Consider the following 24,673-nt stretch of genomic DNA (forward strand, 5'->3'; position numbering starts at 1 on the left):
ACAATAACTGCCGCGGCTCAATACCCGCTGGCTTGGCCGTCCTTGCGCATCTCGGTCGCGCCGGCAAGGACGCCGGTTTCCGGGTCACGCATGATTGCCTGGTAGCCGCCGAACATGATGCCGTTGGAAACGACGCGGACATTGTGACCCATCTCCCGAAGCGCTGCGATGGTCTCGTCCGAGATACCCGGCTCAACATTCAGCGTGCCGAGCGGGTCGGCGTGGGTGCCCAATCCTTCGGTTGGCTGGGGGCCACCATCATGGTTGAGCCGTGCCGCATCGCCCGCTTCCTGAATGTTCATGCCATAATCGACCATGTTGATCAGGATCTGGACATGGCCCTGCGGCTGCATCCCGCCACCCATCAGGCCCAGCGTCATGAAGGGCTCACCATCCTTTTTGACGAAAGCGGGGATGATCGTGTGGAACGGGCGCTTGCCGGGCTCGTAAGCATTGGGATGCTCGGGATCGAGGCTGAAGAGCTCCCCGCGATCCTGGAACATGAAACCCAGACCGTCAGGGACCAACCCGCCGCCCATGCCGCGATAATTGGACTGGATCAGGCTGACCATCATCCCGTTGCCATCGACAACGGTGAGGTAGGTCGTGTCACCTTCGCCTTCGAGCTTTGGCTCTCCGGGACCAAACTCCGGCGTCGCGCGCGCTGGATCGATCAGCGCGAAACGCTGCGCGCCATATTCGTCGGTGAGCAGCTCTTCAGGGAAGGGCGCGAAGTCCGGATCGGCGTAGAAGCGCGCGACATCGGCATAGGCCAGGCGCTTGGCTTCGGTGATGTAGTGGAGGACTTCGGGGCTGCCCCGCTCCCACTGCGCAAGATCGACATTTTTCAGGATGTTGACCATTTGCAGCGCGGCGAAACCCTGCGTGTTGGGTGGCAGCTGGCACATCTCATAGCCGTCGCGATATTCTGCACAGGCCGGATCGACCCACTCCGATGTGTGCGCCGCGAAATCCTCAAGCGTGTAGGCGGAGCCCTGCCGCTGGAGGTAGTCGACCATCACTTGCGCCAGAGCGCCTTCATAAAACGCATCGCGCCCGTCCCGCCCGATTGTTTCAAGCGTATTGGCGAGGTCAGGGTTTTTGAAGAGGTCGCCTGCTTCAGGCGCGGTTCCGTCTGGGAAATAGGTCGCGCGGGCATTATCGAACTCGAACGAATAACTCTCAAGCCGGCGGGTGTAAGCGGCGAGCGAGCGCTGGTAGTACATCGCAATCACCGGGGCGACCGGGTGACCTTCGCGGGCATAGCGCACGGTCGGGGCAAGCACGTCGCTCATCGGCAATTTGCCAAAGCGGTCGTGCATCGCGAACCAGCCATCGACGGTGCCGGGGATGGTGACGGGCAAGTGGCCGACGGGAGGAAGCGAGGTGGCTCCGTCCAGCTCCTCCAGCACATCCTCCAACGTTTGCCCGCTGGGCGAGCGGCCCGAACCGTTGAGGCCGTAAAGCTTGTCCGTTTCCGGATCATAGATGATCGCAAAGATGTCGCCGCCAATGCCGTTGCCGGTCGGCTCCATCAGGCCGAGCGCTGCATTGGCAGCAATCGCTGCGTCCACTGCGGAGCCACCGTCACGCAGCACGCCCAGCGCGATTTGCGTGGCGAGCGGATGCGCGGTCGCGGCCATGCCGTTCTGCGCGTAGACCGGGCTGCGCGACCAGTTTGCCCCCACTGGACGACCGCCTCCGCCGATTTGCTGCTCAACCGGGCGAGCTTCCTCCATCGGTTCGGCATCCTGAGCCACGACTGGCGTTGCCGCCATGGCAAGGGCTGAAAAGCCGCTAAGAATTGCAAACCGCATGGAAGGTCTCCTTGAAAGTGGCGCGCTTTTGATGAGCTACTTTGCCCGCTTCTTTCGCGCTTTCGCTATACGAGGTAACAGAAACAGATAGCCTCCGGTTCCCCACATGATGATGAGCAGGATGCCGGTTGGCAGGAAGATATAGAGCTTGACCCAATCGGCAAAGAACGACCCGTCATGGATCGTCTCGATCAGGTCAGAGCGGCGATAGGCGACTTGGAGGACTTCGGCGGTCTTGGTGTCGACTTGCACTTCCCATCCGGTGAGGCTGCGGAATTTGGCGATGCCTTTGTCGACGCGCAGGTCGATGCGGTCGATGTCAGCCCACTCTTGAATGCCGGCTTGCGGGTGGGCGCGTGCGGCGTTGAGCATTTGTTCAAGGCTGGCTTCGGGCAGCTGGTTCTCAACCGCGCCGCTCATGGTCGCCGGCTGGATCCACTCGACTTCCTTTTTGAGCATAAGGAAACCGCCCGCCACGAACATAATCGCGGCGGGCACAAAGACTGCGAGCGAGAGCCAATAATGGACCTGCCGAAACAGCTTTTTCCAGTTCATCCCATATCCGGTTCTTGGGCGCTTATGGCAACTGCGCGCCAGGCACGTAAGGCGCCCCTGCTGCTGTCAGCTCTGCCTCAAAGGCCGGGATCGTCTGCTCGGTCAAAGTCCGCATCCGCGCTTTGATCGCATCGAAGTCTGCCTTGGCATAGGCAAGCTGCTCACGATGCGTTTGCGTCGGGCCGTAAGTTGATCCGAACATGCCGAAATAGACCCGGCCAAGACGGCTGCGAACGGTTGGCTGCGTGCGTTCATAGATCGCGTTGCGGGCCGCATTGCCGTTGAGCAATTCGTCCAGAGCGTAAACCTCAGCCTTGATGCTGGCGAGGCGGTCATCGAAGGTCTGCGGATCACCGCCCGGCGTGCGCTGAACGGCGATTTCGAGCAGGTTCACCTTCTCCTGAGCCTCACCCAGCGTCTGCGCGGTGGCGTTCACCTGGCGGCCAAAGCTCGTCACCTCAGCCCAGAATTCGTGGACATCGGGTTGAGCAGGCAGAGCGCTTTCACTGCGCAGCGGCTTCACGGTGAAGGGCTGCGGACCGACAAGCTGCGTGGTGCGACCGCGCACTCGGCTCGACAGATCGACCGTGTATTCACCGGGAGCCACGAGGAAACCCGAGGGTTCATTGTCGCCGCGTGCTGGGCGGGCAATGGAGGTGTCGGGATAGCGCAGGTTCCAGTTGACGCGGTGGAAGCCTTTCTTCGCCGGGCCTTGAATGCGGCGGACGACATTGCCGTCCGTATCGCGCACCGTCAGCCAGATCGTCGGCTTGTCCTCTTGCAGCTCGGCTGTGAGAGATTCAAAGCTGGGGAAGGGCGTATCGCCGCCTGCCTCCACAATCGGACGCTCCCGCTCCTGACGCTGCTGTTCGAGCGACTGGATGTCGTCGGCGAGGTAGTAGGTGAAGTTGGCGCCAAAGTCAGGGTTAGGGGCCATGTAATAGCCATTGCCCTGCGACCCGCCGCGCGAGAAAGCGAGTTCCGGCTTCTCGATATACCACAGCGCATCACGGCCAGGGAACAGCATCGCCTGTTGCGACAGGCTTGCCTCGGTCAGTTCGCGCAGAGGTGAGATGTCGTCGACGATGAAGAAACCGCGGCCAAAGCTCGCTGCGACCAGATCGTCCTCGCGCCGCTGGATCGTCACATCGCGGAAAGCGATGGTCGGCGCATCGCCCGACAGTTTGACCCATTTGCGCCCGCCATCCAGCGTGAAGAACAACGCAAACTCGGTGGCCGAGAACAGCAGGTTCGGGTTTACGTGATCCTGCACGACGCGCCAGACAAGGTGACGGTCAGGCAGGTCGCCGGTGATCGAACGCCAGGTGCGGCCTTTGTCGGTGCTCTTCAGCAGATAAGGCTTGAAGTCGCCATATTTGTGATTGTCGAGCGCGACATAGACTGTGTTGGGATCGTGCAGATCAGCGCGGATATCGTTGACGAAAGCGCGGTTAGGAACGCCCGGAAGCGAGCCGACTTCGACCCGGCGCCATGAGGCTCCGCCATCTTCGGTGACTTGGATCAGGCCATCGTCGGTGCCAACGTAAAGCACATTCTCGTCAAACGGAGACTCTCCGATTGAGGTAATCGTGTTGTATTGCGACATCGCATAGATGTCCCAGCCCGCATCCCAGCTCCACTGACGGCCCTGGACCGGCAGCTGCATGCGGTTTTCGTTGCGGCTGAGGTCGCCAGAGATCGGCGTCCAGCTGTCGCCGCGATTGTCCGAACGCCACAGGCGCTGCGAGGCAAAGTAGAGGCGGGTCGGCTCGTGCTGGCTGACCCAGATCGGTGCATCCCAGTTGAAGCGCGGAATGTCGTCACCCGGAGCAGGCTGCGGCTGAATGCGCACAACTTCGCCGGTGATCCGGTCGATGCGCGCCAAGTTACCCTGCTGCGACTGGGCGTAAATGATGTTGGGATTGCCCGGCTCGGTCGCGGATTGGTGTCCGTCGCCGCCAAGCGTCACGAACCAATCGTCATTGCGAATGCCCTGACGGTTATCAGTGCGCGAAGGGCCACCTTGCGAGTTGTTATCCTGCGTCCCGCCATAGACGTTGTAAAACGGCTCCGCATCGTCGACCGCTACCTTGTAGAACTGCGTGATCGGCAGGTTGTCGATGAAGCGCCAGGTCGCGGTGTGGTCCCAGCTTTCATACAGGCCGCCGTCAGAGCCGAACAGGATGTAATCGGGATCGGTCGGGTGGAAGGCGATGGCGTGGTCGTCAACGTGCTTCAGATTGTTGTTGAGATCGTTGAACGTCTTGCCGCCATCATAGGAAATCTGGCTGGTGTTGGAGACCAGATAGATCCGGTCGAAATGGTGCGGGCTCGCATAGAGCTCTTGATAATAGTGCGGGCCGGTGCCGCCGCTGACTTCGTCGGACATCTTCGTCCAGCTCGATCCGCGGTCGGCAGAGCGCCACACGCCGCCTTCGCGCCGGTCGGTCTCAATCGCCGCATAGACAACGTCCGGCTGCATGGGAGAGATCGCAATGCCGATCTTGCCCATATTGCCGCTTGGCAGACCGGTCTTCAGCTCAGTCCAGGTCTCGCCGCCATCTTCGGAGCGCCAGATGCCGGTGTTCGGACCGCCGCCAACATAGGCAGCAACGGTGCGGTGACGCTGCCACATGGCAACATAGAGCCGATCCGGATTGCTCGGGTCGATCATCATGTCGCCCGCGCCGGTGTACTCGTTGTCGCTGCCGAGCACGAGCTCCCAAGTCTCTCCGCCATCGGTGGTCTTGTAGACGCCGCGTTCTCCGCCGCCGTTCCAGATCGGGCCTTGCGCAGCCACCCAGACGGTGTTCGAATCTTCGGGGTGGACGATGATCTTTCCGATCCGCTCGGAGTCGCCGAGGCCCTTGTTCACCCAGGTCTTGCCGCCATCTTCCGACAGGTAGATGCCGTCGCCATAGCCCAAGTGACGCCCGCCATGGTTCTCACCCGTGCCGACCCAGATGCGGCTGGGGTCAGACGGATCAACGCCAAGCGCGCCGATGGAGTAGGAGCCTTGACCGTCGAACAATGAGGTCCAAGTCGTGCCGGCATTATGCGTCTTCCACACGCCGCCAGAGCCAACCGCGACATACCAGGTTGCGGGGTCGTCCTGATCAATCGCAATGTCGGCAATGCGCCCGGACATGAAAGCCGGGCCAATGCCGCGCAGCTCAAAGGCCGAGAAAGTGCCGCTGGAAAGCGCCGGTTTGTCATCTCCATCGTCATTCTGAGCGATGGCGACCGTGCTCAGGCCAAAGACAGCCAGCAGCGTGATGAAGATATTTGCGATTCTCATTTCTCAGCCCCGTTCTGGAAAGGACGCCACGGTTCCGCCGTACCGGCCGGACCGCAAACTCAAGCCGATGAACGACTCACTGCGGTCGACCACCGGCATGGGATGCGGGTTCTATGGCAGCACTTTGGCCGCTTTTCCAATGAGGCAATGGGTGGAGGCGCAAAAAGCTCCCGTGTTTGAGAGGGCTGTGACTGTCAGGTCACGATTTCGCGCTGACCCTCGCGGCCCATGGCGAGGAGGAAGGGATCGGAGGATTGGCGCTCCATGAAGGCCTCCCGCGATGTAAGACCCTTCCAGCGATGCGCGATCAGGCATTGAGCAACGGGCGCGCCCAGCGAAGAGCCTGGCCCGAGCAGCACAAGCCGGTCGGGCGCGAATTCCTTCAGCGCGACCTCGACCGATTTGGCGAAGTCGTAGGTCTGCGTGATCTGCGCACCGAGCGTGTAGCTGTGGAGCGCAGCCAATTCGCTCGCCTCTGGCGTCCAGACTTTGCCGGTGCCGTCGATCATCGGGATTGCGGGAGAGCGGAACAGGGCGGCGGGCAGCGTCGCTTGCGCCTTCTCGGCGATGTAGTCGAGCAGACTGGTGTGGAACGCCGCATGGCGCGGCAGGATCGGGGGCGGGTTACCGTCAATCGGCGGCAAACCTTTGCGCAGGCTCTCAATCGCGGCGTCGTCTCCGGCCAGCACCAGCGTGCCGCCAAGGTCGATGGAGAGGAAGGCATTGGGCGTGGCCTCAACCTGTTGGAGCACTGCGGCACGCTTGGCCAAGTCCACACTCCAGTCTTCGGCAGCGACCGGATAGAGCAGCTGTCCACCGACCCCTTCGCGCTCCATCAGGTGGCCCATTGTGCTGACCAGATGGGCGCCATCCTCCAGGCTCAATGCCCCTGCGCAGGCAAGCGAAAGATACCAGCCGAGCGAGTTTCCGCACACGGCCACGACTTCGAAGCGGTCGGTATCAATGGCGGCAAAGTCCATCAGCGCGCTGGTGTAGATCAGGTTCGAAGCATTGCCGCCGGGGAGATGCTTGGAGGGTGAGAATTTGGGCAGGGCGTCAAGCGTCGCGACCGCCTCTGCACCCTCCTGCGCGCGCTTCGCATCGAGAGCCTCGACTTGATCGTACCGCGCTGCGTGGTGCTTGGCGAGGTAGCCCAGTTCTGCGGCGGCATAGGAACCCCGGCCCGGACAGATGACGACGATGCGTTCTCTCGCGCTCATGCTGCACCTCCCTTGGCGAGGCCCTGCGCGGCGGTGATGATGTCCTCCTCATGCAGCAGGACCGTGTCAGCCGCCGGGCCGAGCGGGATAAAGCTGTCATCGCCCGACAAGCGCTTGATCGGCTGGGAATGTTCGGCTTCGACCAGTTTGGTGAACAGTTCCTCGCCCAGCGAGCCACTCTCGCGGCATTCATCAACAATCAGCACGGGCGTATCGGGCAGGTTTGCGAGCACACTGTCCATCGGCAGCGGGACGAGCCAGCGCAGGTCGATCACGCGGGCATGGACGCCTTGCTCTGCCAGCTTTTTCTGAGCGCGGCAGGAGAAGACTGTGCCATTGCCATAGGTGATGATGGTGAGGTTTGGCGCGCTCTGGGCGTCAAACACACCGACCTCGCCCAGCTTCGCCGGGCCAGTTTCATGGCTCAGCAGCAGGCCATCGCCCTCGCTATGCAAATCCTTCGTGCCATACAGCGCGATTGGTTCGAGGAAGACGACGACGCGGCCCTCTTCGCGCGCCAATCGGATAGCCTCTTGCAGCATGACCACCGCCTCGCTCGCGCAGGATGGGCAGGCGAGGATGATGCCGGGAATGTCGCGGAAGACGCCAATCGCGTTGTCATTGTGGAAGTGCCCGCCGAAGCCCTTTTGATAGGCAAGGCCTGCGATCCGGATCACCATCGGGTTGGTGAACTGCCCGTCGGAGAAGAAGGAGAGCGAGGCTGCCTCGCCCCGGATCTGATCCTCCGCATTGTGAACGTAAGCAAGGAATTGAATCTCCGGCACCGGCACATAGCCATTGTGCGCCAGTCCGATGGCCATGCCGAGAATGGTCTGCTCGTCGAGCAGCGTGTCGAACACGCGGCCCGGCCCAAAGCGTTTCTGCAAGCCCGTAGTCGCGCCATAAACGCCGCCTTTGCGTCCAACATCCTCGCCGAACACGACGACGTCGGCGCATTCCTCCATCTCGGCAGCGAGCGTGGCGGAGATTGCGCGGGACATGTGCACAGGTTTAGGCGTGGGCCACTCTTTCTGCGCGGGTGGAGCGGGAGAAGCGGGCGGCACAATCGGCGCCATCACCTCTTGCGCCGAGGATAGGCGAGGTCGCGTGGCCGCTTCCTCCATCACCGCTGCGACCTGCCCCGAGATACGCGTATAGAGCGCTTCGACATCGCTGAGCGAGCCGCCGGTCGCCTCCATCACATGGCGCGCGGTGTGGAGCAGCGGGTCCTGATCCGCCTCGCGCTCAATTTCGTCACGGGTGCGATATTGCGCTTCGACGTCTGAACCAGCGTGGCCCATCAGGCGCACGGTGCGCAGGTGGAGGAAGACCGGCTTTCGACGCTCACGCGCGACAGCTTCGGCCTCCTTAGCGACCCGCATCGCGTCCACCACATCGCGGCCATCGCCAGCGAGATAGGTGAGGCCGGGCCGGTGTGCGAAGTTCGCTTGCACCCAGCTTTCCGGCGTGGGCACAGAGATGCCGATGCCATTGTCCTCGCACAGGAAGACGAGCGGCAGAGGCAGCCCGCGATAGGCAGTCCATGCGGCGGCGTTGAATGCGCCTTGGGCGGTCGAGTGGTTGCTCGAGGCATCGCCAAAGCTCGCAATCGCAACGCTGTCAGCGGGGAGAACAGCGTTCTTGCGCTGCCGAGGCTTGCCCATCGTAATGGAGAAAGCAGCGCCGACCGCTTTGGGCAAATGCGAGGCGATGGTGCTGGTCTGTGGCGGGATGAAGAGGTCCTTCGACCCGATCACCTTGTGGCGTCCACCGGAGACCGGGTCTTCCGATGACGCCGCAAAGGACAAGGCCATGTCCCAGATCGGCGTGGTGCCGGGCAGTTTGCGCGACCGCTCAATCAGAAAGGCGCCGCTGCGATAGTGCAAGAAAGCAATGTCGTCGCGGCGGAAGGTGCGCGCGATGGCGGCGTTGCCTTCATGCCCCGAACTGCCGATGGAGTAAAAAGTCTGACCCTTACCTGCCAAACGGCGGCTTTCGAGGTCCAGACGGCGGCTGGTAATCTGCGTCTCGAACAGCTCGATCAGATCGCTGGTAGTGAGCCCAATCGCCGCAGCGCTCTTTGTGGTCAGAGCCGCCGGGATCGCGCCTGCTCGCAAGCGCTCCAGAAAGCCGTCGCTCGATGCCTGAATCGCACCCGCCATTGATCCTCCCTTGATGAGCCCTGTGCCGCAAATGTCCGGTCCGCGACGCTCATTTTCGATCCGTTATGCGCCCTCAAGGCCCATGCGCGTGCTTTGTCAATGCGCCTCTTGCAATCTGCGCGCAAAGACTTGCCGCTAGGGCATACTGGCCTTGCGGCAGTTCCCGTGTTGAGAAATTCGCACCAGCGCAAAAATACGCGGATTCCCCCTTCAAGAAGCGGCGCTCGCATGGCTATAACAGTGCGCAATCAAAACTGATTGGTCCGTTAGAGACCCCAACATGACGACTGCCGAGAGAGATGCATCATGAACCTTGATTTCACCCCCGAAGAAATCGCCTTCCGCGAAGAAGTGCGCGCCTTCATCGAAGAGAACCACCCGAAGCACCTCGAAGGGATGGGCAACCGTGAAGACATGTCGCCCGAAGACATGACCGCGTGGCACAAGATCCTTGGCAAGAAAGGTTGGTCTGCGCCCGCCTGGCCAGTCGAGTATGGCGGAACGGGGTGGAGCGCGACGCAGCGCTACATCTGGTCAGAGGAAAACGCCCGCGTCGGCACCTTTATGCCTCTGCCCTTCGGCGTCTCGATGGTTGGCCCCGTCATCTACACTTTCGGCAATGACGCGCAGAAGCAGCAGCACCTGCCGGGCATTTTGAGCGGTGAGGAATGGTGGTGTCAGGGCTATTCAGAGCCGGGCGCGGGTTCGGATTTGGCCAGCCTCAAGACCACCGCTGTGCGCGATGGCGACCACTATGTGATCAACGGCCAGAAGACCTGGACCACTCTGGCGCAGCATGCCGATTGGGGCTTCTTCCTGTGCCGCACTGACCCCGATGCCGCGAAGCCGCAGGAAGGTATCAGCTTCATCCTGATCGACATGAAGACGCCGGGCGTTGAAGTGAAGCCGATCAAGCTGATCGACGGCGGGTATGAGGTCAACGAGACGTGGCTCACGGATGTCCGTGTTCCGGTCGAGAATCTTGTCGGGGTTGAGAATCAGGGCTGGACCTATGCCAAGTTCCTGCTCGCTCACGAACGCTCCGGCATTGCCGGTGTTGCCCGTTCCAAGCGCGGCGTCGAAAAGCTGCGCGATATCGCTGCGAGTGAAGCGCTCGACGGTAAGCCGCTGATGAGCGACATGGATTTCGCCCGTAAGGTCAGCCAGCTGGAGATCGACCTCGCCGCGCTCGAAATCACCGAGCTGCGCACGCTGGCCGGAGAGCAGGCAGGCAAGGGACCGGGCCCGGAAAGCTCGATCCTGAAGATCAAGGGTACCGAAATTCAGCAGCGTCTCACTGAACTGACGCTGGAAGCGGTCGGTTCCTATGGCACGCCAATGTATGGCAGCATCGCGGATGTCGGCTCCAACGAGTACCCGATCGGCCCGGACTACGCCCAGCACTCGGCTGCGACCTATTTCAACATGCGCAAGACATCGATCTATGGCGGATCGAACGAAATCCAGCGCAACATCATCACGAAAATGATCCTCGGACTCTAAACAAGAGCCGGGCGGGAGAGACATACAGTGGACTTCAACTTCACCGAAGAACAGGACATGGTGCGCGACGGTTTGTCGCGTCTGGTCCGCGAGGAATATGGCGCAGAAACACGCCGCGAAGTGATCGGCAGCGATGCCGGTTGGCGGCCTGAGATTTGGGCGCAGCTGGCTGAGCTTGGCATACTGGGCATGCCGTTTTCCGAGGATGATGGCGGCTTTGGCGGCGGCGCGGTCGACGCGATGGTTGTCATGGAGGAGTTCGGCAAGGGCCTCGTGGTCGAGCCGTTTGTTCCGACCGTCGTTTGCGCAGGCGGCTTTCTTAAGCACGCAGGCACAGCAGCTCAGAAGGAAGAGCATATTGGCGGGATCGTGTCGGGCGAGCGCGTCTTCGCCTTCGCCTACGCCGAACCGCGCGGGCGCTATGACCTTTTCGACCTTGAGACGACGGCCAAGAAGCAGGGCGACGCTTACGTTCTCAACGGCCATAAGGCGGTTGTCATCGGTGCGCCTTGGGCGAGCCATTTGATCGTCACCGCCCGCACCGGCGGAGATCGCCGCGATGCAGAAGGCGTCTCGGTCTTTGTGGTGGACAAGAGCGCCTCGGGCGTCGTCACTCGCGACTACGCAACCGTCGATGGCCGCCGCGCGTCAGAGGTTTACTTCGAGAATGTCGAAGTGCCAGCGGACGCTCTGATCGGTGAAGAAGGCAATGGCCTACCGCTGATCGAGCTTGTCACCGACGAAGCCATCGCAGCGCAATGTGCGGAGGCTGTGGGTGCGATGAAGGTCGCGCATGCCATGACGCTCGAATATTCCAAGCAGCGCAAGCAGTTCGGTGTTCCGATTGGCAAGTTCCAGGTCCTCCAGCACCGCATGGTCGACATGTATACCGAGTATGAAAGCTCGGTCTCGATGACCTATCTCGCCACGTTGAAGCTCGGCGAAGAAGCCAAGGCGCGCAAACTGGCGGTCTCAGCGGCGAAGGTCCGCGTGGGCCAGGCGGCGCACAATATCGGGCAGGAAGCGATCCAGATCCATGGCGGCAATGGCATGACCGACGAATATGCCATCGGGCACTATTTCAAGCGCCTCACGATTTTCGATTCCGAGTTCGGCAATATCGATCACCACATGAAGCGGCATATCGCCCTTTCGGCGTAAGCCCTTACGGAACAAACAAAAAGGGTCGGAGCGTTATATGCGTTTCGGCCCTTTTTCGTGGCTCTTCTGGGGTTCTCAGAACTCCAAACCCCAAGCGCGGTAGGTGGCTTCAATCGAAGGGGTCATCGCCAGCGCGAGCTCAATATCCTCGCGCCCGCCAGCCTCGTCGCCCTGGCGCAGCTTGATCACGCCGCGCAGCAGGATGGATGCGGTCAGGCCTGGTTCTGCAAGCAAGGCTGCTTCCACATCAGCCATCGCCGCGTCGAGATCGCCCATCCGAAAATGCGCGAGCGCCCGGCTGTCGAGCGCGGCAGCGGAATAGTCCGACTTCTCAACCGCATCGACACAGGTAGCGAGGCGCTCTTGCGTAACCACGTCCCAAGTCGCTGCTTTCCAGCACATCGTGTTGAGCAAAGTGCCATCGCCCGGACGCCGTCGGATCGCGGTTTCGAGCAGGCTCATCGCTTCGTCAATCTCGCCATTCCACGCATAGGCGGTGGCCAGCATGTTGGCCTCAGACACGGGATCATCGGCGAAGCTGCTGTAATCCTCGGCCAGGAAGACGCCTTCCTCCGCTTGGCCGAGCAGCGCGAAAATCTCGACCTGCACGGCATAGGTGGAGCCATCGGGCTGGAGGTCTTCGGCGAGCTGATAGTCTGCCAAAGCGCCCTCCAGATCGCCCAGCTCCCGCCGCAAACGGGCGCGGGAGAGGTAGAGGTTGCGTGACGCTTCGATGGCGATGGCCGCTTCGACATCCTCCATCGCGCCCGCATGGTCATAGACGCCCATGCGGAAGCCAGCGCGGTTCAGAAGCGGTCCGATATCATCGTCATCGGCATCGGCGATGGCATCGGCATAGATCGCTTCATAGGGAGCAAGCAGCGCGCGCCCCTCGCCAAAATACTCCCACAATTCGCGCACACCGCCGACCGATTGCAGCACTGGCAGCGAACGGTCGAAACGAGCGAGCGCGCGGCGGGCGACAGGGATCTGATCTGCGGCGAGCTCCTCATCAACGCTGCGCATCCTCTGCGTCAGCGTGAAGGTCTTGCCTTCGACCCCAGCGGTTGAGGCAACCTCGACCCCGCCGATGATCTGGCTCGCTTCTTCACGACCCTTCAGCTCGAAGGTGGTGCTTTCAGGCAGAGTGATCTCAAACTCGGATGCGAAGTAGGTGGGGCCGTTCAGGCGCAGCGGAATGTCGCGCCAATCGGCGCGCGCGCGGTCGGCGCTGAAACCGATGGCCTTTGCAGCCTGCGCGGGTGCCTCAAGCTCATATTCGATATCGTCGCGCGCCCATGGCGAACCAACTGCGCCGCGCGCGGTGATGTAAGCAACGCCTGCATCGACGTCGTAGGAGATGTCCTGATCAATCAGCTGCGCCCCGCCGACGAAACCAGCGACCGCGCTGTAAACCGCATTGTCGCGCGCATCTTCATCGCCTTGGTCAGCAACCGTGCGCCACTGCGCCCCGGAAAGCCCGCGAAACTCGATTGAGATGTCGAACAATGCGGGCAAGCGCACGCCCGCACTCTGGTCGAGCTTGAGCCGCACGATCCGGTCAGGTGTTTCTTGCGGGCGCACGTCCATCTTGACCAGCTCGGCGCCTTCTTCGCGCAACGGCAAAGCATAGTGGAAGCGCGGCACCTCATCCATCGTATCGATCCGGGTGCCGCCCGATGTTCCGTCGAGCCAATAGACCGTCCCGTCGATCTCAGCGCGGACAATCATATGGTCGAAATTGCCCGGCATGGGGGCGAGCAACGGAAGCGCATCGCCACCTTGCGTGCGGACCAGAACAACCTCTGATGTGACACCCAGTTGCTGTAGGATTGCGTGAAGCAGCACGGACTTCGCCTTGCAGTCGCCAAAGCGATTTTCCCATGTCTCTTCAGGGCTTTGGGGCAGGTAATTGCCGCCATCAAGACCGTCCAGAAGATAGCTCACATCGTCCTGCACCAATTGCAGAGCGAGAGCGGTGCGGGTCATGGGATCATCGCTGGCCGCTGCGATACGCGCGATTTCTGCGGCGAGCTCTCCGCCCGGTGTAATCGCGCCGTCTACGGCGTAATGCGGCGCCATCTGGGAGGACACATCCTGCCAGCTTTCATAGGTCGTCACCTGCATCAGCTCACCCAGCTGGAAGCGCGCGGGCGCATCGCCGGGGAAGGGGTCGACCTCTGCCACGGGAAGCTCCGCTGTCCAGACCTTGTAGCCGTCCACCAGCTGGGGTTCGGGCACATCGGCCTCTCCCTTGCGCAGGATCGTGACCGGCAAGTCTTCAGGCCACGAGACGCTGACCCGACCATCGCCAAGCGGGAAGGGCTCTGCGATCAGGCCCGTCTGCCACTGGACATTCTCGCCCATCGCCTGATCGCTCAAAGTGGTGGAGTATGACAGCCGCAACACATCACCCAGCCGCGCGCCGGGGACAGTCATCGTTGCGGTCAGCGCGCCATCAAGCAGGCGCGATTCCAAGCCTTGTTCGCGGCGCAGGATTTCAAACTTTTCCTCGCCTTCCAGCAGATTGATCACCTCATCCCCGCGGATCAGCTCAGCCGCGTGGATGATCAGGTCGCCTTTGTCGGGCAGCCAAGTGGCAGAGAGCGTTCCCGCCTGCGTCAGCGTCTGCGGGGAATCGAGCGCGATGGCCGTGTCGAGATAGGTCCACAGCTGTCCGCTTTCGATCCGCGCTTGCTGGTCGATCAGGACAACCGGCTCTCCCGGATCGCGGTTCTCGACATCAATTGCGCGCTCATCCACCCAAGCTGGTGCTTCTTCATAAAGAACCTCGTCCCCGGCCAAGGCAGGCTGGCTCAGCAAAGCGGTGGTGACGAGGAGCGACCCGATAAAACGCATGAAGTTAGAATCCTTTGTGGGAAGAGAGATTTGCACCTTTGAACAGCGCCTCGGCCCGATTTGCAAGGCAAATGAGCCGTGCATGACGTGCGACGGTTTGACGCGACCTTACAAGCCATGCTCGTCGTCGCAGGGTATCTCGGCATGGAAACGGCTGTTGCAGCTTTTTTTAGGGACTTAGCGCGCGCTCAGGGCTTGCGAGCGGGGCGTGAAAGTTGCACAGTCTCTCACATCTCGTGGGGGGAATGAGATGGCAGTGTCAGGGACGAGTTGGGGATTCGCAAATCCCTTGAAGTGGGGCCGGGCTGGTCTGGTCAGGCTGCTCGCTGTTTTGAGCCTTGTTGCCCTCTACCCTTCCGCCAGCGCTATCGGTAACGGCATGTTCGAAGGCGTCGCGTCCTGTGCGGGCTCGACCTGCCACGGGCGTGCTGAGGGCAATGGCGCGGTTGTGCGTCAGGATGAGATTGCGACCTGGCAGGAACCGTCTTCGCCCAGCGGCGCACACAGCCGGGCCTATGCGGTCTTGCTGGGTGAGCGCGGTCGGCAGATTGCTCAGAGCCTTGGCTATTCCAGCGCAGCATCAGCCCCGCAATGCCTAGGCTGCCACTCCACCTATGCCCCGCAAGGTCAGCGCGGCGACCGTTTCCGCCTGTCCGACGGTGTCGGGTGTGAGAGCTGTCATGGTCCGGCGGGCAATGCGTGGCTTTCGAGCCACTATGCGCGCCCTGCGACCCATGCGTCGAACGTTGCCGACGGGCTGATCCCGCTCGAAAATCCGCAAGTGCGCGCCAATGTCTGTCTCGATTGCCACTATGGTTCGGAGAAGACCGGGCAGTTTGTCACCCACTCGATGATGGCAGCGGGCCATCCGCGCGTGTCTTTCGAGCTCGACTTGTTCAGCGCGCTTCAGCAGCACCACTCGGTCGATGATGATTATGTCAGCCGCAAGCGCCGCCCGAATGCGGTGCGTTTCTGGGCGGTCGGGCAGGCCGAAGCGGTCGAGCGTTCGACGCGGCTTTTCGCGCAGCCCAAGTTTTCGCAGGAAGGCCTCTTCCCGCAATACTACTTCTTCGACTGCCATTCGTGCCACCGTGAAATTCAGGATTCGAGCAAGCGTCGCCTGACCTTTGAGGAAAATGCAGGCCGTCCGATCCCGTTCGGGAATGCGCCGTTCAATGATGAGAATATCATCATGCTCAACGCCGTGGCGAAGGCGCTGGCACCGGCCCAGGCGGATGAATTCAAGGCCGCGAGCCGCGCCTTCCACCGCGCGATGGGAGGGCAGGGTGATGCAAGAGCAGCCGCGCGGGCCTTGTCGCAGAGGGCGGGGCAGCTCTCCAACACGCTGAGCCAGCGCGCTTACATCGATAGCGATGCGTTCCGCATCATCGGCATCATCGGCGACAATGCGACACGGCCTTTGTTCACTGACTACTCCGGTTCTGTTCAGGCGGTCATGGCGATCGACACTTTGCTCAATGGCCTCGTCACCGAGGGCCGCGTGACACCCGGAGCAGCAGCGGGAATTCGCGCCGACATCAACCGGGCCTATGCCGCGGTGAATGAGCCCAATGCCTATCGCCCCGCCGACTTCCGTGCCTCGCTCGCCAGCGCAGTCGCTGCCATTCGCAGGTTGCAATAGGCGTGGGGGCGGGGTGGAAAATTGTGGTCGGAGCACCGCTTTTGGTGCTCGCCGCTTGCGGGGGCGGCGATAGCAGCGCGCCTTCGGGTGGTGGAACCGGTGGCAATCCGCCTCCTGCCCCGCCGCCAGCGCCTCCGCCTGCCGGATCGTTCTTCAGCGTCCCCGCGCAAGAGAGCCTGACCGCCGCCGACGTTGAGACCGTGATCGCTCGGGCGGCAGCACAAGCAACATCGCAAGGCACGCCCGCGACCATCGCGGTGGTCGACCGGGTTGGCAATGTGCTCGCCGTGTTCAAGATGACGGGCTCTCCCGACACGGTGAAAATCCCCGATGCGCCCAATGGGCAGAATATCGACATCCAAGGCCTCGACATTGTGCCTGCCGCAGGCTCAGCCATCGCCAAGGCGATAACGGGCGCTTACCTGTCGAGCGGCGGCAATGCTTTCTCGACCCGCGTCGCCTCGCAAATTGTGCAAGAGCACTTCCCGCCTGCGCCCACTACAGTGGGGCTGGAGAGCGGGCCGCTATTCGGAGTGCAGTTCAGCCAGCTGCCCTGCTCTGACCTCTCTTCGCGGGCCAGCGATGGGATGATCGGGCCGCAGCGATCTCCGCTGGGGCTGTCGGCTGATCCGGGCGGCTTCCCGCTCTACAAGAACGGCGTGGTGGTCGGCGGGATTGGCGTTTCGGGGGACCCCGATTACACCTTCGACCCGAACATCCTCGACGTGGATATCGATACGGATGAGCGGATTGCACTGGCTGGCACGGTGGGTTTTGAGGCTCCAGTCGAAATCCGCGCCGACCGCATCTCCGCTGATGGCACCTCGCTACGCTACACCGACGCGACCTATGCTGGACTATCAGACGTGACGGGCGCGAGTTTTGTCGGCACTCCGGGCGCGTTGCAGCCAGTAATCGGCTATTTCGATGGCACTTTGCGTGCCGGCATGGCCTACGGAGCAGAAGCCTCCGGCATTCGCGCGTCGACCCCGGCAGAGTTCTCACTCCCCGACGCTTTCGTACTGACCGATGGGGCGGGCACCAACCGCTTCCCGGTCCGCGCGGGGACCGACGCAGCCGATGTGGGCACGCCGATCACCACGGCGGAGGCAACTGCGATCCTTGAAGAGGCGTTCACGGTGATGACCCGAGCGCGCGCTCAGATCCGCCGACCACTTGACAGCCGCGCGCAGGTGACGATCAGCCTGGTTGATACGCGCGGACAGATCCTTGGCATTGTGCGGAGCCCCGACGCGCCCATCTTCGGCACCGATGTGAGCTTGCAGAAAGCGCGCACCGCGAACTTCTTCTCCGGAGCCTTCGCGGCTGGCGACCTGCTCGCCGGAGACCGCGAAGTGCCTGAGTACGTGGCGCGAGTTCGGACGTTCCTGAACGATCCCAATGCGCTGACAGGCGGCTTTGCCTTTGCGGATCGTTCGGGCGGAAACCTCTCGCGCCCCTACTTCCCGGATGGCGAAGTCGGCACGCCGCCGGGGCCGCTGTCTCGCCCGATTGAGCAGTTCAATCCCTTCTCAACCGGCCTGCAATCCGCGCTTATCCTCAGCAATCTGGAAGAGCATCTGGGCTTTGTCCTTGGCGCGTCACCTACCGACACAGCGCGCGGCTGCACCAAGCTGCCCGATGTCGCAGGCGGCGGATCGCGGCTGGGCAATGGAATTCAGATCTTCCCCGGCTCCGTCCCGGTCTATCGCGGCGGACAGCTGATCGGAGGACTGGGCGTTTCGGGTGACGGGATCGATCAGGATGACATGATCAGCTTCCTTGGCGTCCACAATGCAGGCGTGCGCACCGGCACGATCAACAACGCGCCCAAAGACATTCGTGCTGACCGCATCCTTGTGAACGTAGGCAGCCGTCAGGTTCGCCTGCGCTATATCAACTGCCCCTTCGCGCCGTTCCTCGACGACCCGACACAGAATGTCTGTGAGGGGCTGTGACGATGGCGGGGCTTTCACTCCTACCGATGGTGGCTGTGCTGCAGCCCCAAGTTGCTGAGGCACCGCAGGACGCTCAAGCAGAGCCTGCTCCTGAGGCCGAGGAGCAAGACGAGCTCGAGCACAATGAAAGCGTCGGCGAAGGGCTGAACACCAGTGCCAATCCTGACCCTGAGCCGCTCGACCCGCAGATCATTGAGGGCCGCGAACGCCCCGGCTTCAACGCGCAGCTGCCCGAGCGGATCGAGCAGGAAAACCCCGGCGCCGTGCGCGCGCCGCCTCCGCAGGCTTTCTCTGCTGCCCGTGTGCCGATCCCGGACCGCTGGCGGCTGGTCGACCCGGCGAGCGATCTGGTTGAGCAGATCACGGGCCAGCCAATGGTCACGCACAATCTGCTCGACCCCTATCACCAGAACACGCTCAAGGGCGACCGCCCGATTGACCGGGCAAAAGTGCCGTGGCTGCCGATCAAGGAGGATGACTGGTTCTTCGTCCTCAACGCGGTCAGCGACACGATATACGAGCCGCGCACTTTCCCGATCCCCGTCGGCATCCAGACGACCGAGGACCCGGATCGGCTTGATGTCTTCGGCAATGACTTCTCGCAAGTCTTCGCGCAGACCTTCATCGTTGGCGCAGCGCTGCTGAAGGGGAGCACCGCCTACAAGCCGCCCAGCGTCGAATACCGCCTGACCCTCGCCTACAACGTCAACTATGTGACGGTGCCCGAGCGACGGGTGCTCTTCGTGGAGCCGAGCAAAGGCACGACCCGGCTCGACCAATTTCTGGGCGTGCAAGAGGCGTTTGTGGATTATCACTTCACCTCGCTCGACAATGATCGGTTTGATTTCATCTCCGTGCGCGCTGGAATCCAGCCGATCCAGACCGATTTCCGCGGCTTCCTGTTCAACGATCTCCAATTGGGCGTGCGGCTGTTCGGCAATCGCGACAACAACCGCTTCCAGTTCAATCTGGGCGCTTTCTGGCGGTTGGAGAAAGACACGAATTCTGGCCTCAACTCGGTCGTCCAGAGCCCGCGCGATGACTTCGTTTTTATCGCCAATGCGTACCGTCAGGACTTCCTGATCCCGGCGCTGACCAGTCAGGTGAGCTTCGTCTACAATCGCAACCGCGAAGGCGACGATATCGAGATTGACGATAACGGCTTTCCAGTGCGCCCCGCACTGCTCGGAGACCTGCGCGGGCGCGATTACGACGTGTTCTATCTCGGCTACAATGCTGACGGAAGGATTGGCCGGATCAACGTCACCGCAAGCGCATATTGGGCGCTGGGCGAGGATCGCAACAACTTCTTCACCGGAGAGCCCGCCGACATTAACGCGCAGTTCGGCGCGATTGAGCTTTCCTACGATAAAGACTGGATGCGCTTTCGCCTGTCGGGCCTCTACCAAAGCGGCGACGGCGATCCTTACGACAACAAAGAAACCGGCTTCGACGCGATCTTTGAGAACCCCGTCTTTGCAGGGGCGGACACGTCATACTGGATCAGGCAGACCATCCCCTTTGCAGGTGGTGGGCGTGCGGTCTCGGTCAATGGCCGCAACGGGATTTTGAACTCGCTGCGGTCGTCGAAAGAGCAGGGCCAGTCCAACTTCAACAATCCCGGCCTATGGCTGGTCGGGGTGGGTGCGGACTTCGACCTGACGCCGGAGTTTCGCGTTACCGCCAATGCCAACCATCTGTGGTTTGAGGATACGGCGACGCTTGAGAACCTGCGGATCGAAGGCTCTATCCCAAAGGATATTGGCTACGATCTGTCGCTTTCGGCAATCTGGCGGCCCAAGGCGAACCAGAACATCGTCTTCCGTCTATCGGGCGCGACGCTGGTTTCGGGAGCAGGCTTTCGTGATCTGTTCGACAATCTGGGCAATCGGGATGACTATGTCTCGATCCTTGCTAACGTGACGCTGACTTACTGATGGTGGGGGGAACCATCTTGACTGACCGGCTATTGAAGCCCGCTTACATGATGCTCGCTTTGGCCGTGTCCGTGCTGGGCCTGGTGGTCTTCCAGTCTGAGACACAGGCTGCGGGCGACGAAGCGCCGGTCTATCGCGATTATGAGAAGATGGGCGTGATCGTGCCGCCAGCCCCTGCACGTCAAAGCCAGGCAGAGGCGGATGCGAAGTCAGACGGCTGCCTCACCTGCCACCGGGCCAGCGATGCGCCGACCATGCACGAAACGCCAGCGGTTGTGCTGGGCTGCACCGATTGCCATGGCGGCAATGCGGACATCGCGGGCAATCCGCAGCTACCTTACGATCACCCCGATTACACGTCTGCGCGCGATGCAGCGCACGTCCTGCCCAAATATCCCGACAGCTGGCACTTCCCTTCATCGGCGAACCCGCAGCGCTCCTACGCACTGCTCAACAAGGAATCGCCCGAATTCGTGAAGTTCGTGAACCCCTCGGACTACCGCGTTGCGCGTGAGGCCTGCGGATCGTGCCACATTCAGGCGATTGAGAGTGCGGAGCGCTCCATCATGGCCACCGGCGCGATGCTGTGGGGCGGGGCGAGCTACAATAACGGCATCCTGCCCTTCAAGAATTACATCCTGGGGGAGGCCTATACACGCGGCGGCGAAACCGCGACCATCAGCAGCGTAGGCAATGTCCTTGGAACCCCAGCCACCGATGACGAAGAAGAGCAGCGCCTGCGTGAAGAGCGCGGTGTGCTCGCCCAGCTCTATCCGCTGCCGACTTGGCACGTCTTGCCGCCCGCCGATGTGTTCCGCGTTTTCGAGCGGGGTGGGCGCAACATCCTCTCGCAATTCCCGGAGATCGGCCTGCCCAATCCGACCGGCCTGATCCAGCGTCTGGAGGAGCCGGGGCGGCCTGACTTGAAGCAGTCAAACCGCGGTCCGGGCACGGGGCTGAGGGTGGCGATCCCGGCGCTCAACATTCACAAGACGCGGCTCAACGATCCCTTCACATGGTTCATGGGCACCAATGACCAGCCGGGCGATTATCGCCATTCGGGCTGCGCGTCGTGCCATGTGGTCTACGCCAATGACCGTGAGCCGCGCCACTCGCTGACCTACGCGCAATATGGCCGCGACGGGCAGACAGTGACAGTTGATCCGTGCATCAACCCGGCGGCGAATGCGTCGGCAGATGCGTCGATGCAATGCTATTCGCGTCTGTCAGCAGGCGAGGGCGCCCGCATTCCGGGTGAGGCAAGCGGCGGCCACGGATATGGCTATGACGATGGCATGCCGGATAGCGGGCTGAGCGGTATCAGCTCTGGCCATGGCGCGCTCAAAGGCCCTGAGGACCATGCGGAGGATCACTCCGCACCTGTCCCTGAAAGCGGCCACCCGCTGCGGCACGTCTTCACGCGTTCAATCCCGACCTCGCAATGCATGAACTGCCACATGCACCAGCCCAACATCTTCCTGAACTCCTACCTCGGCTACACGATGTGGGATTATGAGAGCGACGCGCCAATGATGTGGCCGGGGCCGGAGAACACGACGCCGCGCCCGGAAGGCATGAGCGACGAGGATTATCAGGCCTTCTACAAGACTCAGCGCTTCCCGACCGCAGAGCAAGTCCGCGCCATCATTGACCGCAATCCCGAAGGCGCTGCGCCGCGCGGGCTGTGGGCGGATGTCGACTTCCTGCGCAATGTCTATGAGCTCAACCCCGTGCTCGAGACGACGCAATTCGCTGATTATCACGGCCACGGCTGGAACTTCCGCGGCATCTTCCGCCGTGACCAGGAGGGCAATCTGCTCGACGCGGAGGGCGAGATCCTGCGCCCCGGCAATCCGGAAACCGACACTCCGGAGGAATTCGCCTATCACGAGGATCGCTGGCGTCAGCGCTGGCGCAAGGATGGCGAAGACCTGTTCGTCGATGTCGAGCGCAATCCGGCGGAGAACGGCACCAACAATCCCGGCATGGCGGTCCACATGATGTCGATCCATGCCGAGGCGGGCATGCAATGCGTCGACTGCCATTTCGAGCAAGACACGCACGGCAATGGCCTGATCTATGGCGAGGTCGCAAACGCGATCGAGATCGGGTGCAAGGATTGCCACGGCACCGCCGACGCCTATCCCACCCTGCGCACAAGCGGCCCTGCCGCTCCGCCTGAGGGGCATAACCTTGCTCTACTGCGCAATCCCGACGGCCAGCGCCGCTTCGAGTGGGTCGAGCGTGATGGGAAGCGCGTGCTGATCCAGCGCTCTCTGTTGGACCCTGACCTTGAATGGCAGATGAGCCTGACCAAAGACGCGGTGAACCCCGAGCTTCCCCTGTGTGGCAGCGAAGGTGTGAAGCCGGGCGACAGCTGCTTCAACCCCGAAGCCGCGCGCGCCAAGCTTATGAGCGTGATGGGCGATGACACGGGCCGGTTCGAGTTCGGCGACGGCATCGCGCCAGAAGACCGCGCGCATAAGGACGAGGAGATGGCATGCTTCACCTGCCACCTCTCCTGGACGACTTCATGCGGCGGCTGCCACCTGCCGATTGAGGCCAACTGGAAGACCAAGACGCACCGTTACGAAGGCAAATCGACACGCAACTTTGCGACCTACAACCCGCAGGTCGCGCGCGATCAGATGTTCCAGCTGGGCATTCACCAGACGACCAAGGACAACCAGATCGCGCCGGTGCGTTCGTCCTCGGCGCTGATCCTGTCCTCGACCAATATCAACCGCGAGCGGATCTATATCCAGCAGCCGCCGATCAGCGCGGTGGGCTTCTCTAGCCAAGCCTTTGCGCCGCACTTCCCGCATACGGTCCGGCGCGAGGAGACCAAGAAATGCTCCGACTGTCACGTGGCGGAGGGCGAGGATAACAACGCGCAGATGTCGCAGCTGATGCTGCTCGGCACCAACTTCGTGAACTTTGTCGGGATGCACGCCTGGACCGGTCTGGAAGGCGGCCTCACTGCCATCCGCGTCACCGAATATGACGAGCCGCAAGCGGTGCTCGGCTCTTACCTCCACCGCTATTCCTACCCCGACTATTGGCGCATGCATGTCGAGGATAACGGCATGGAGCTGAGAAACTGGGTGCGCGGTGATGCGTTTGACGAGGACTTCTCAGGCGAAACCAAGCCGTTCGAGGAATTCGTCAATGTCCATGAGGGCACACGCGACCGCGTGACTTGCCTGCAATTGCGCGGCGAGTATCTTTTCACCGCAGAGGGCAGCGGAGGCTTCCGCGCCTATGACGTCGCCTCCATCGGGAACAAGGGCGTTTCCGAGCGGATCATCACTGCGCCGTTCTCGCCGCTGGGCCATGACACCCACGTCCGGACTGAGAATGCTACCTGCATGGCACTCGCCACGAACCAGCCGGTTGCGCCCGAACGCAACACGGCGCGCATGCGGGAAGTCAATCAGGAGCAGCCCTTCAGCCCGATTTACGACTACGCCTTTATCACAGACAGCGTCGAAGGCCTGATCGCGGTCGATGTGAACACGCTGGCGGACGGAGAATTCCGCGACAACTTCTTCAAGCGCGCGACCTTCCCCGACGGTTCGGATGCTTGGAACCCGGATGGCGTGCTGAACGGCGCGAGCCACATCACGCTGGCGGGAGATTACGCTTACATCACCGCCGATGTCGGACTGGTCGTGGTCTATCTGCCCAAGGATGTGCCCGACAATCCGGCGACCGCGCATTATAAGGAAGAGTGCGAGCTTGATCCCGAGAACCCGGCGGAGAGCTGCCTCGCCCCGCGCGTGACAGCGGTGATCCCGCTGACCGATGCGCGCGCAACGACCGTGCAGTTCCGCTATCTGTGGGTTACCGATGCTGAGGGTCTGAAGGTCTTTGATGTGACCGAGCTTGGCTCTCCAGTCGCAATCCCAGAGGCAACGCAAGCCATCACCGATGCGCGCCGCGTCTATGTTGCGCGCACCTATGCCTATGTCGCGGCGAAGGGGCAGGGACTGATGATCTATGATGTCAGCAATCCGCACAGCCCCTCGCTCTACCAAGCGGTGACGCTCGGCGGAGAGCTGAACGATGCCCAGGATGTGATCGTGGGTTCGACGAATGCGACCCTGTTTGCCTATGTCGCTGATGGCCGCAATGGGCTGAAAGTTCTGCAACTGACCTCGCCCGACAGCCAGCGCAATTTCTACGGTTTCAGCCCTGCGCCAATGCCGGAGATGATCGCCTGGGCCAAGACGCCGACGCCTGCGATTGCGCTTTCCAAGGGCCTCGACCGCGACCGCGCGGTGGACGAGACCGGCGGGCAGATGGCGGTGTTCGGCAGGCTTGGCTCACGCCCGATGAACCGCTGCGAGATGGAGCAATTGTTCTACACTCGCCCCGCGCTCGAAGGTGACGAAAGCGAGCTAACACCTTGCGAAGAGGGCCGTCCGGGCCGTGTCTGGCGTGTCACTGACGAGGTCGATATGAGCCGCTGGGTTGGGCGCGACAATCCATGGCGCCGCGCTGAGGCGGAAGCTGAGCCAGATATGTCAGAGGAAGTTGCACTCGCGGGCGAGTAAGCCTG

12 protein-coding genes are annotated in these 24,673 nt (G+C 62.0%); 6 read left to right on the forward strand and 6 right to left on the reverse strand.

All coding sequences use genetic code 11. The features are described from left to right. Window positions 1-17: 17 nt before the first annotated feature. The 5 genes from ggt to AC0V6X_RS01585 form a co-directional block, all read right to left on the reverse strand. Window positions 18-1,817 carry a gamma-glutamyltransferase gene (gene ggt / locus AC0V6X_RS01565; RefSeq protein WP_486182838.1) on the reverse strand — a complete coding sequence of 600 codons (1,800 nt, stop codon included), beginning with the start codon at window positions 1,815-1,817 and terminating at the stop codon, window positions 18-20. Between the two features lie 36 nt (window positions 1,818-1,853). Further along, window positions 1,854-2,372: a PepSY domain-containing protein gene (locus AC0V6X_RS01570; protein ID WP_486182839.1), complete on the reverse strand. Its 519-nt coding sequence runs from the start codon at window positions 2,370-2,372 to the stop codon at window positions 1,854-1,856. Between the two features lie 22 nt (window positions 2,373-2,394). Next, window positions 2,395-5,670, reverse strand: a complete 3,276-nt coding sequence (locus AC0V6X_RS01575; protein ID WP_486182840.1) for a WD40/YVTN/BNR-like repeat-containing protein — start codon at window positions 5,668-5,670, stop codon at window positions 2,395-2,397. Window positions 5,671-5,864: 194 nt separating this feature from the next. Next, window positions 5,865-6,890 carry an ACP S-malonyltransferase gene (locus tag AC0V6X_RS01580; RefSeq protein WP_486182841.1) on the reverse strand — a complete coding sequence of 342 codons (1,026 nt, stop codon included), beginning with the start codon at window positions 6,888-6,890 and terminating at the stop codon, window positions 5,865-5,867. Next, entirely contained in the window at window positions 6,887-9,052 is a 2,166-nt protein-coding gene (locus AC0V6X_RS01585) for a dehydrogenase E1 component subunit alpha/beta (protein WP_486182842.1), read from the reverse strand. Before AC0V6X_RS01585 ends, AC0V6X_RS01580 begins: the two co-directional genes overlap by 4 nt. A gap of 306 nt (window positions 9,053-9,358) precedes the next feature. On the opposite strand from AC0V6X_RS01585, the gene AC0V6X_RS01590 reads away from it, so the two are divergent. Both AC0V6X_RS01590 and AC0V6X_RS01595 read left to right on the forward strand, forming a co-directional pair. After that, window positions 9,359-10,555 carry an acyl-CoA dehydrogenase family protein gene (locus tag AC0V6X_RS01590; RefSeq protein ID WP_486182843.1) on the forward strand — a complete coding sequence of 399 codons (1,197 nt, stop codon included), beginning with the start codon at window positions 9,359-9,361 and terminating at the stop codon, window positions 10,553-10,555. A gap of 27 nt (window positions 10,556-10,582) precedes the next feature. Continuing rightward, window positions 10,583-11,716 carry an acyl-CoA dehydrogenase family protein gene (locus tag AC0V6X_RS01595; protein ID WP_486182844.1) on the forward strand — a complete coding sequence of 378 codons (1,134 nt, stop codon included), beginning with the start codon at window positions 10,583-10,585 and terminating at the stop codon, window positions 11,714-11,716. A gap of 75 nt (window positions 11,717-11,791) precedes the next feature. On the opposite strand, the gene AC0V6X_RS01600 is transcribed toward AC0V6X_RS01595, so the two are convergent. Next, window positions 11,792-14,575 carry a DUF3857 domain-containing protein gene (locus AC0V6X_RS01600; RefSeq protein WP_486182845.1) on the reverse strand — a complete coding sequence of 928 codons (2,784 nt, stop codon included), beginning with the start codon at window positions 14,573-14,575 and terminating at the stop codon, window positions 11,792-11,794. A 250-nt stretch (window positions 14,576-14,825) separates the two neighbouring features. On the opposite strand from AC0V6X_RS01600, the gene AC0V6X_RS01605 reads away from it, so the two are divergent. Genes AC0V6X_RS01605 through AC0V6X_RS01620 form a run of 4 tightly spaced genes read left to right on the forward strand, consistent with a single transcriptional unit; the run spans window position 14,826 to window position 24,668 of the window. Next, window positions 14,826-16,217, forward strand: a complete 1,392-nt coding sequence (locus AC0V6X_RS01605; RefSeq protein ID WP_486182846.1) for a multiheme c-type cytochrome — start codon at window positions 14,826-14,828, stop codon at window positions 16,215-16,217. 23 nt (window positions 16,218-16,240) lie between these two features. Further along, window positions 16,241-18,175: a heme-binding protein gene (locus AC0V6X_RS01610; RefSeq protein WP_486182847.1), complete on the forward strand. Its 1,935-nt coding sequence runs from the start codon at window positions 16,241-16,243 to the stop codon at window positions 18,173-18,175. Window positions 18,176-18,177: 2 nt separating this feature from the next. Then, window positions 18,178-20,112, forward strand: coding sequence for a P1/P2 acidic ribosomal protein (locus tag AC0V6X_RS01615; protein ID WP_486182848.1), 1,935 nt, complete (start codon window positions 18,178-18,180; stop codon window positions 20,110-20,112). Window positions 20,113-20,162: 50 nt separating this feature from the next. Continuing rightward, window positions 20,163-24,668 carry an LVIVD repeat-containing protein gene (locus AC0V6X_RS01620; protein ID WP_486185495.1) on the forward strand — a complete coding sequence of 1,502 codons (4,506 nt, stop codon included), beginning with the start codon at window positions 20,163-20,165 and terminating at the stop codon, window positions 24,666-24,668. Window positions 24,669-24,673: the final 5 nt, after the last annotated feature.

It is taken from the genome of Erythrobacter sp. S267, assembly GCF_057365045.1.

Bases quoted from the DNA above. Each gene is read 5' to 3' on its own strand.
- AC0V6X_RS01585 (WP_486182842.1), bottom strand. From the start codon at position 9,052: ATGGCGGGTGCGATTCAGGCATCGAGCGACGGCTTTCTGGAGCGCTTG.
- ggt (WP_486182838.1), bottom strand. From the start codon at position 1,817: ATGCGGTTTGCAATTCTTAGCGGCTTTTCAGCCCTTGCCATGGCGGCA.
- AC0V6X_RS01580 (WP_486182841.1), bottom strand. From the start codon at position 6,890: ATGAGCGCGAGAGAACGCATCGTCGTCATCTGTCCGGGCCGGGGTTCC.
- AC0V6X_RS01575 (WP_486182840.1), bottom strand. From the start codon at position 5,670: ATGAGAATCGCAAATATCTTCATCACGCTGCTGGCTGTCTTTGGCCTG.
- AC0V6X_RS01605 (WP_486182846.1), top strand. From the start codon at position 14,826: ATGGCAGTGTCAGGGACGAGTTGGGGATTCGCAAATCCCTTGAAGTGG.
- AC0V6X_RS01570 (WP_486182839.1), bottom strand. From the start codon at position 2,372: ATGAACTGGAAAAAGCTGTTTCGGCAGGTCCATTATTGGCTCTCGCTC.
- AC0V6X_RS01615 (WP_486182848.1), top strand. From the start codon at position 18,178: ATGGCGGGGCTTTCACTCCTACCGATGGTGGCTGTGCTGCAGCCCCAA.
- AC0V6X_RS01620 (WP_486185495.1), top strand. From the start codon at position 20,163: ATGCTCGCTTTGGCCGTGTCCGTGCTGGGCCTGGTGGTCTTCCAGTCT.
- AC0V6X_RS01600 (WP_486182845.1), bottom strand. From the start codon at position 14,575: ATGCGTTTTATCGGGTCGCTCCTCGTCACCACCGCTTTGCTGAGCCAG.
- AC0V6X_RS01590 (WP_486182843.1), top strand. From the start codon at position 9,359: ATGAACCTTGATTTCACCCCCGAAGAAATCGCCTTCCGCGAAGAAGTG.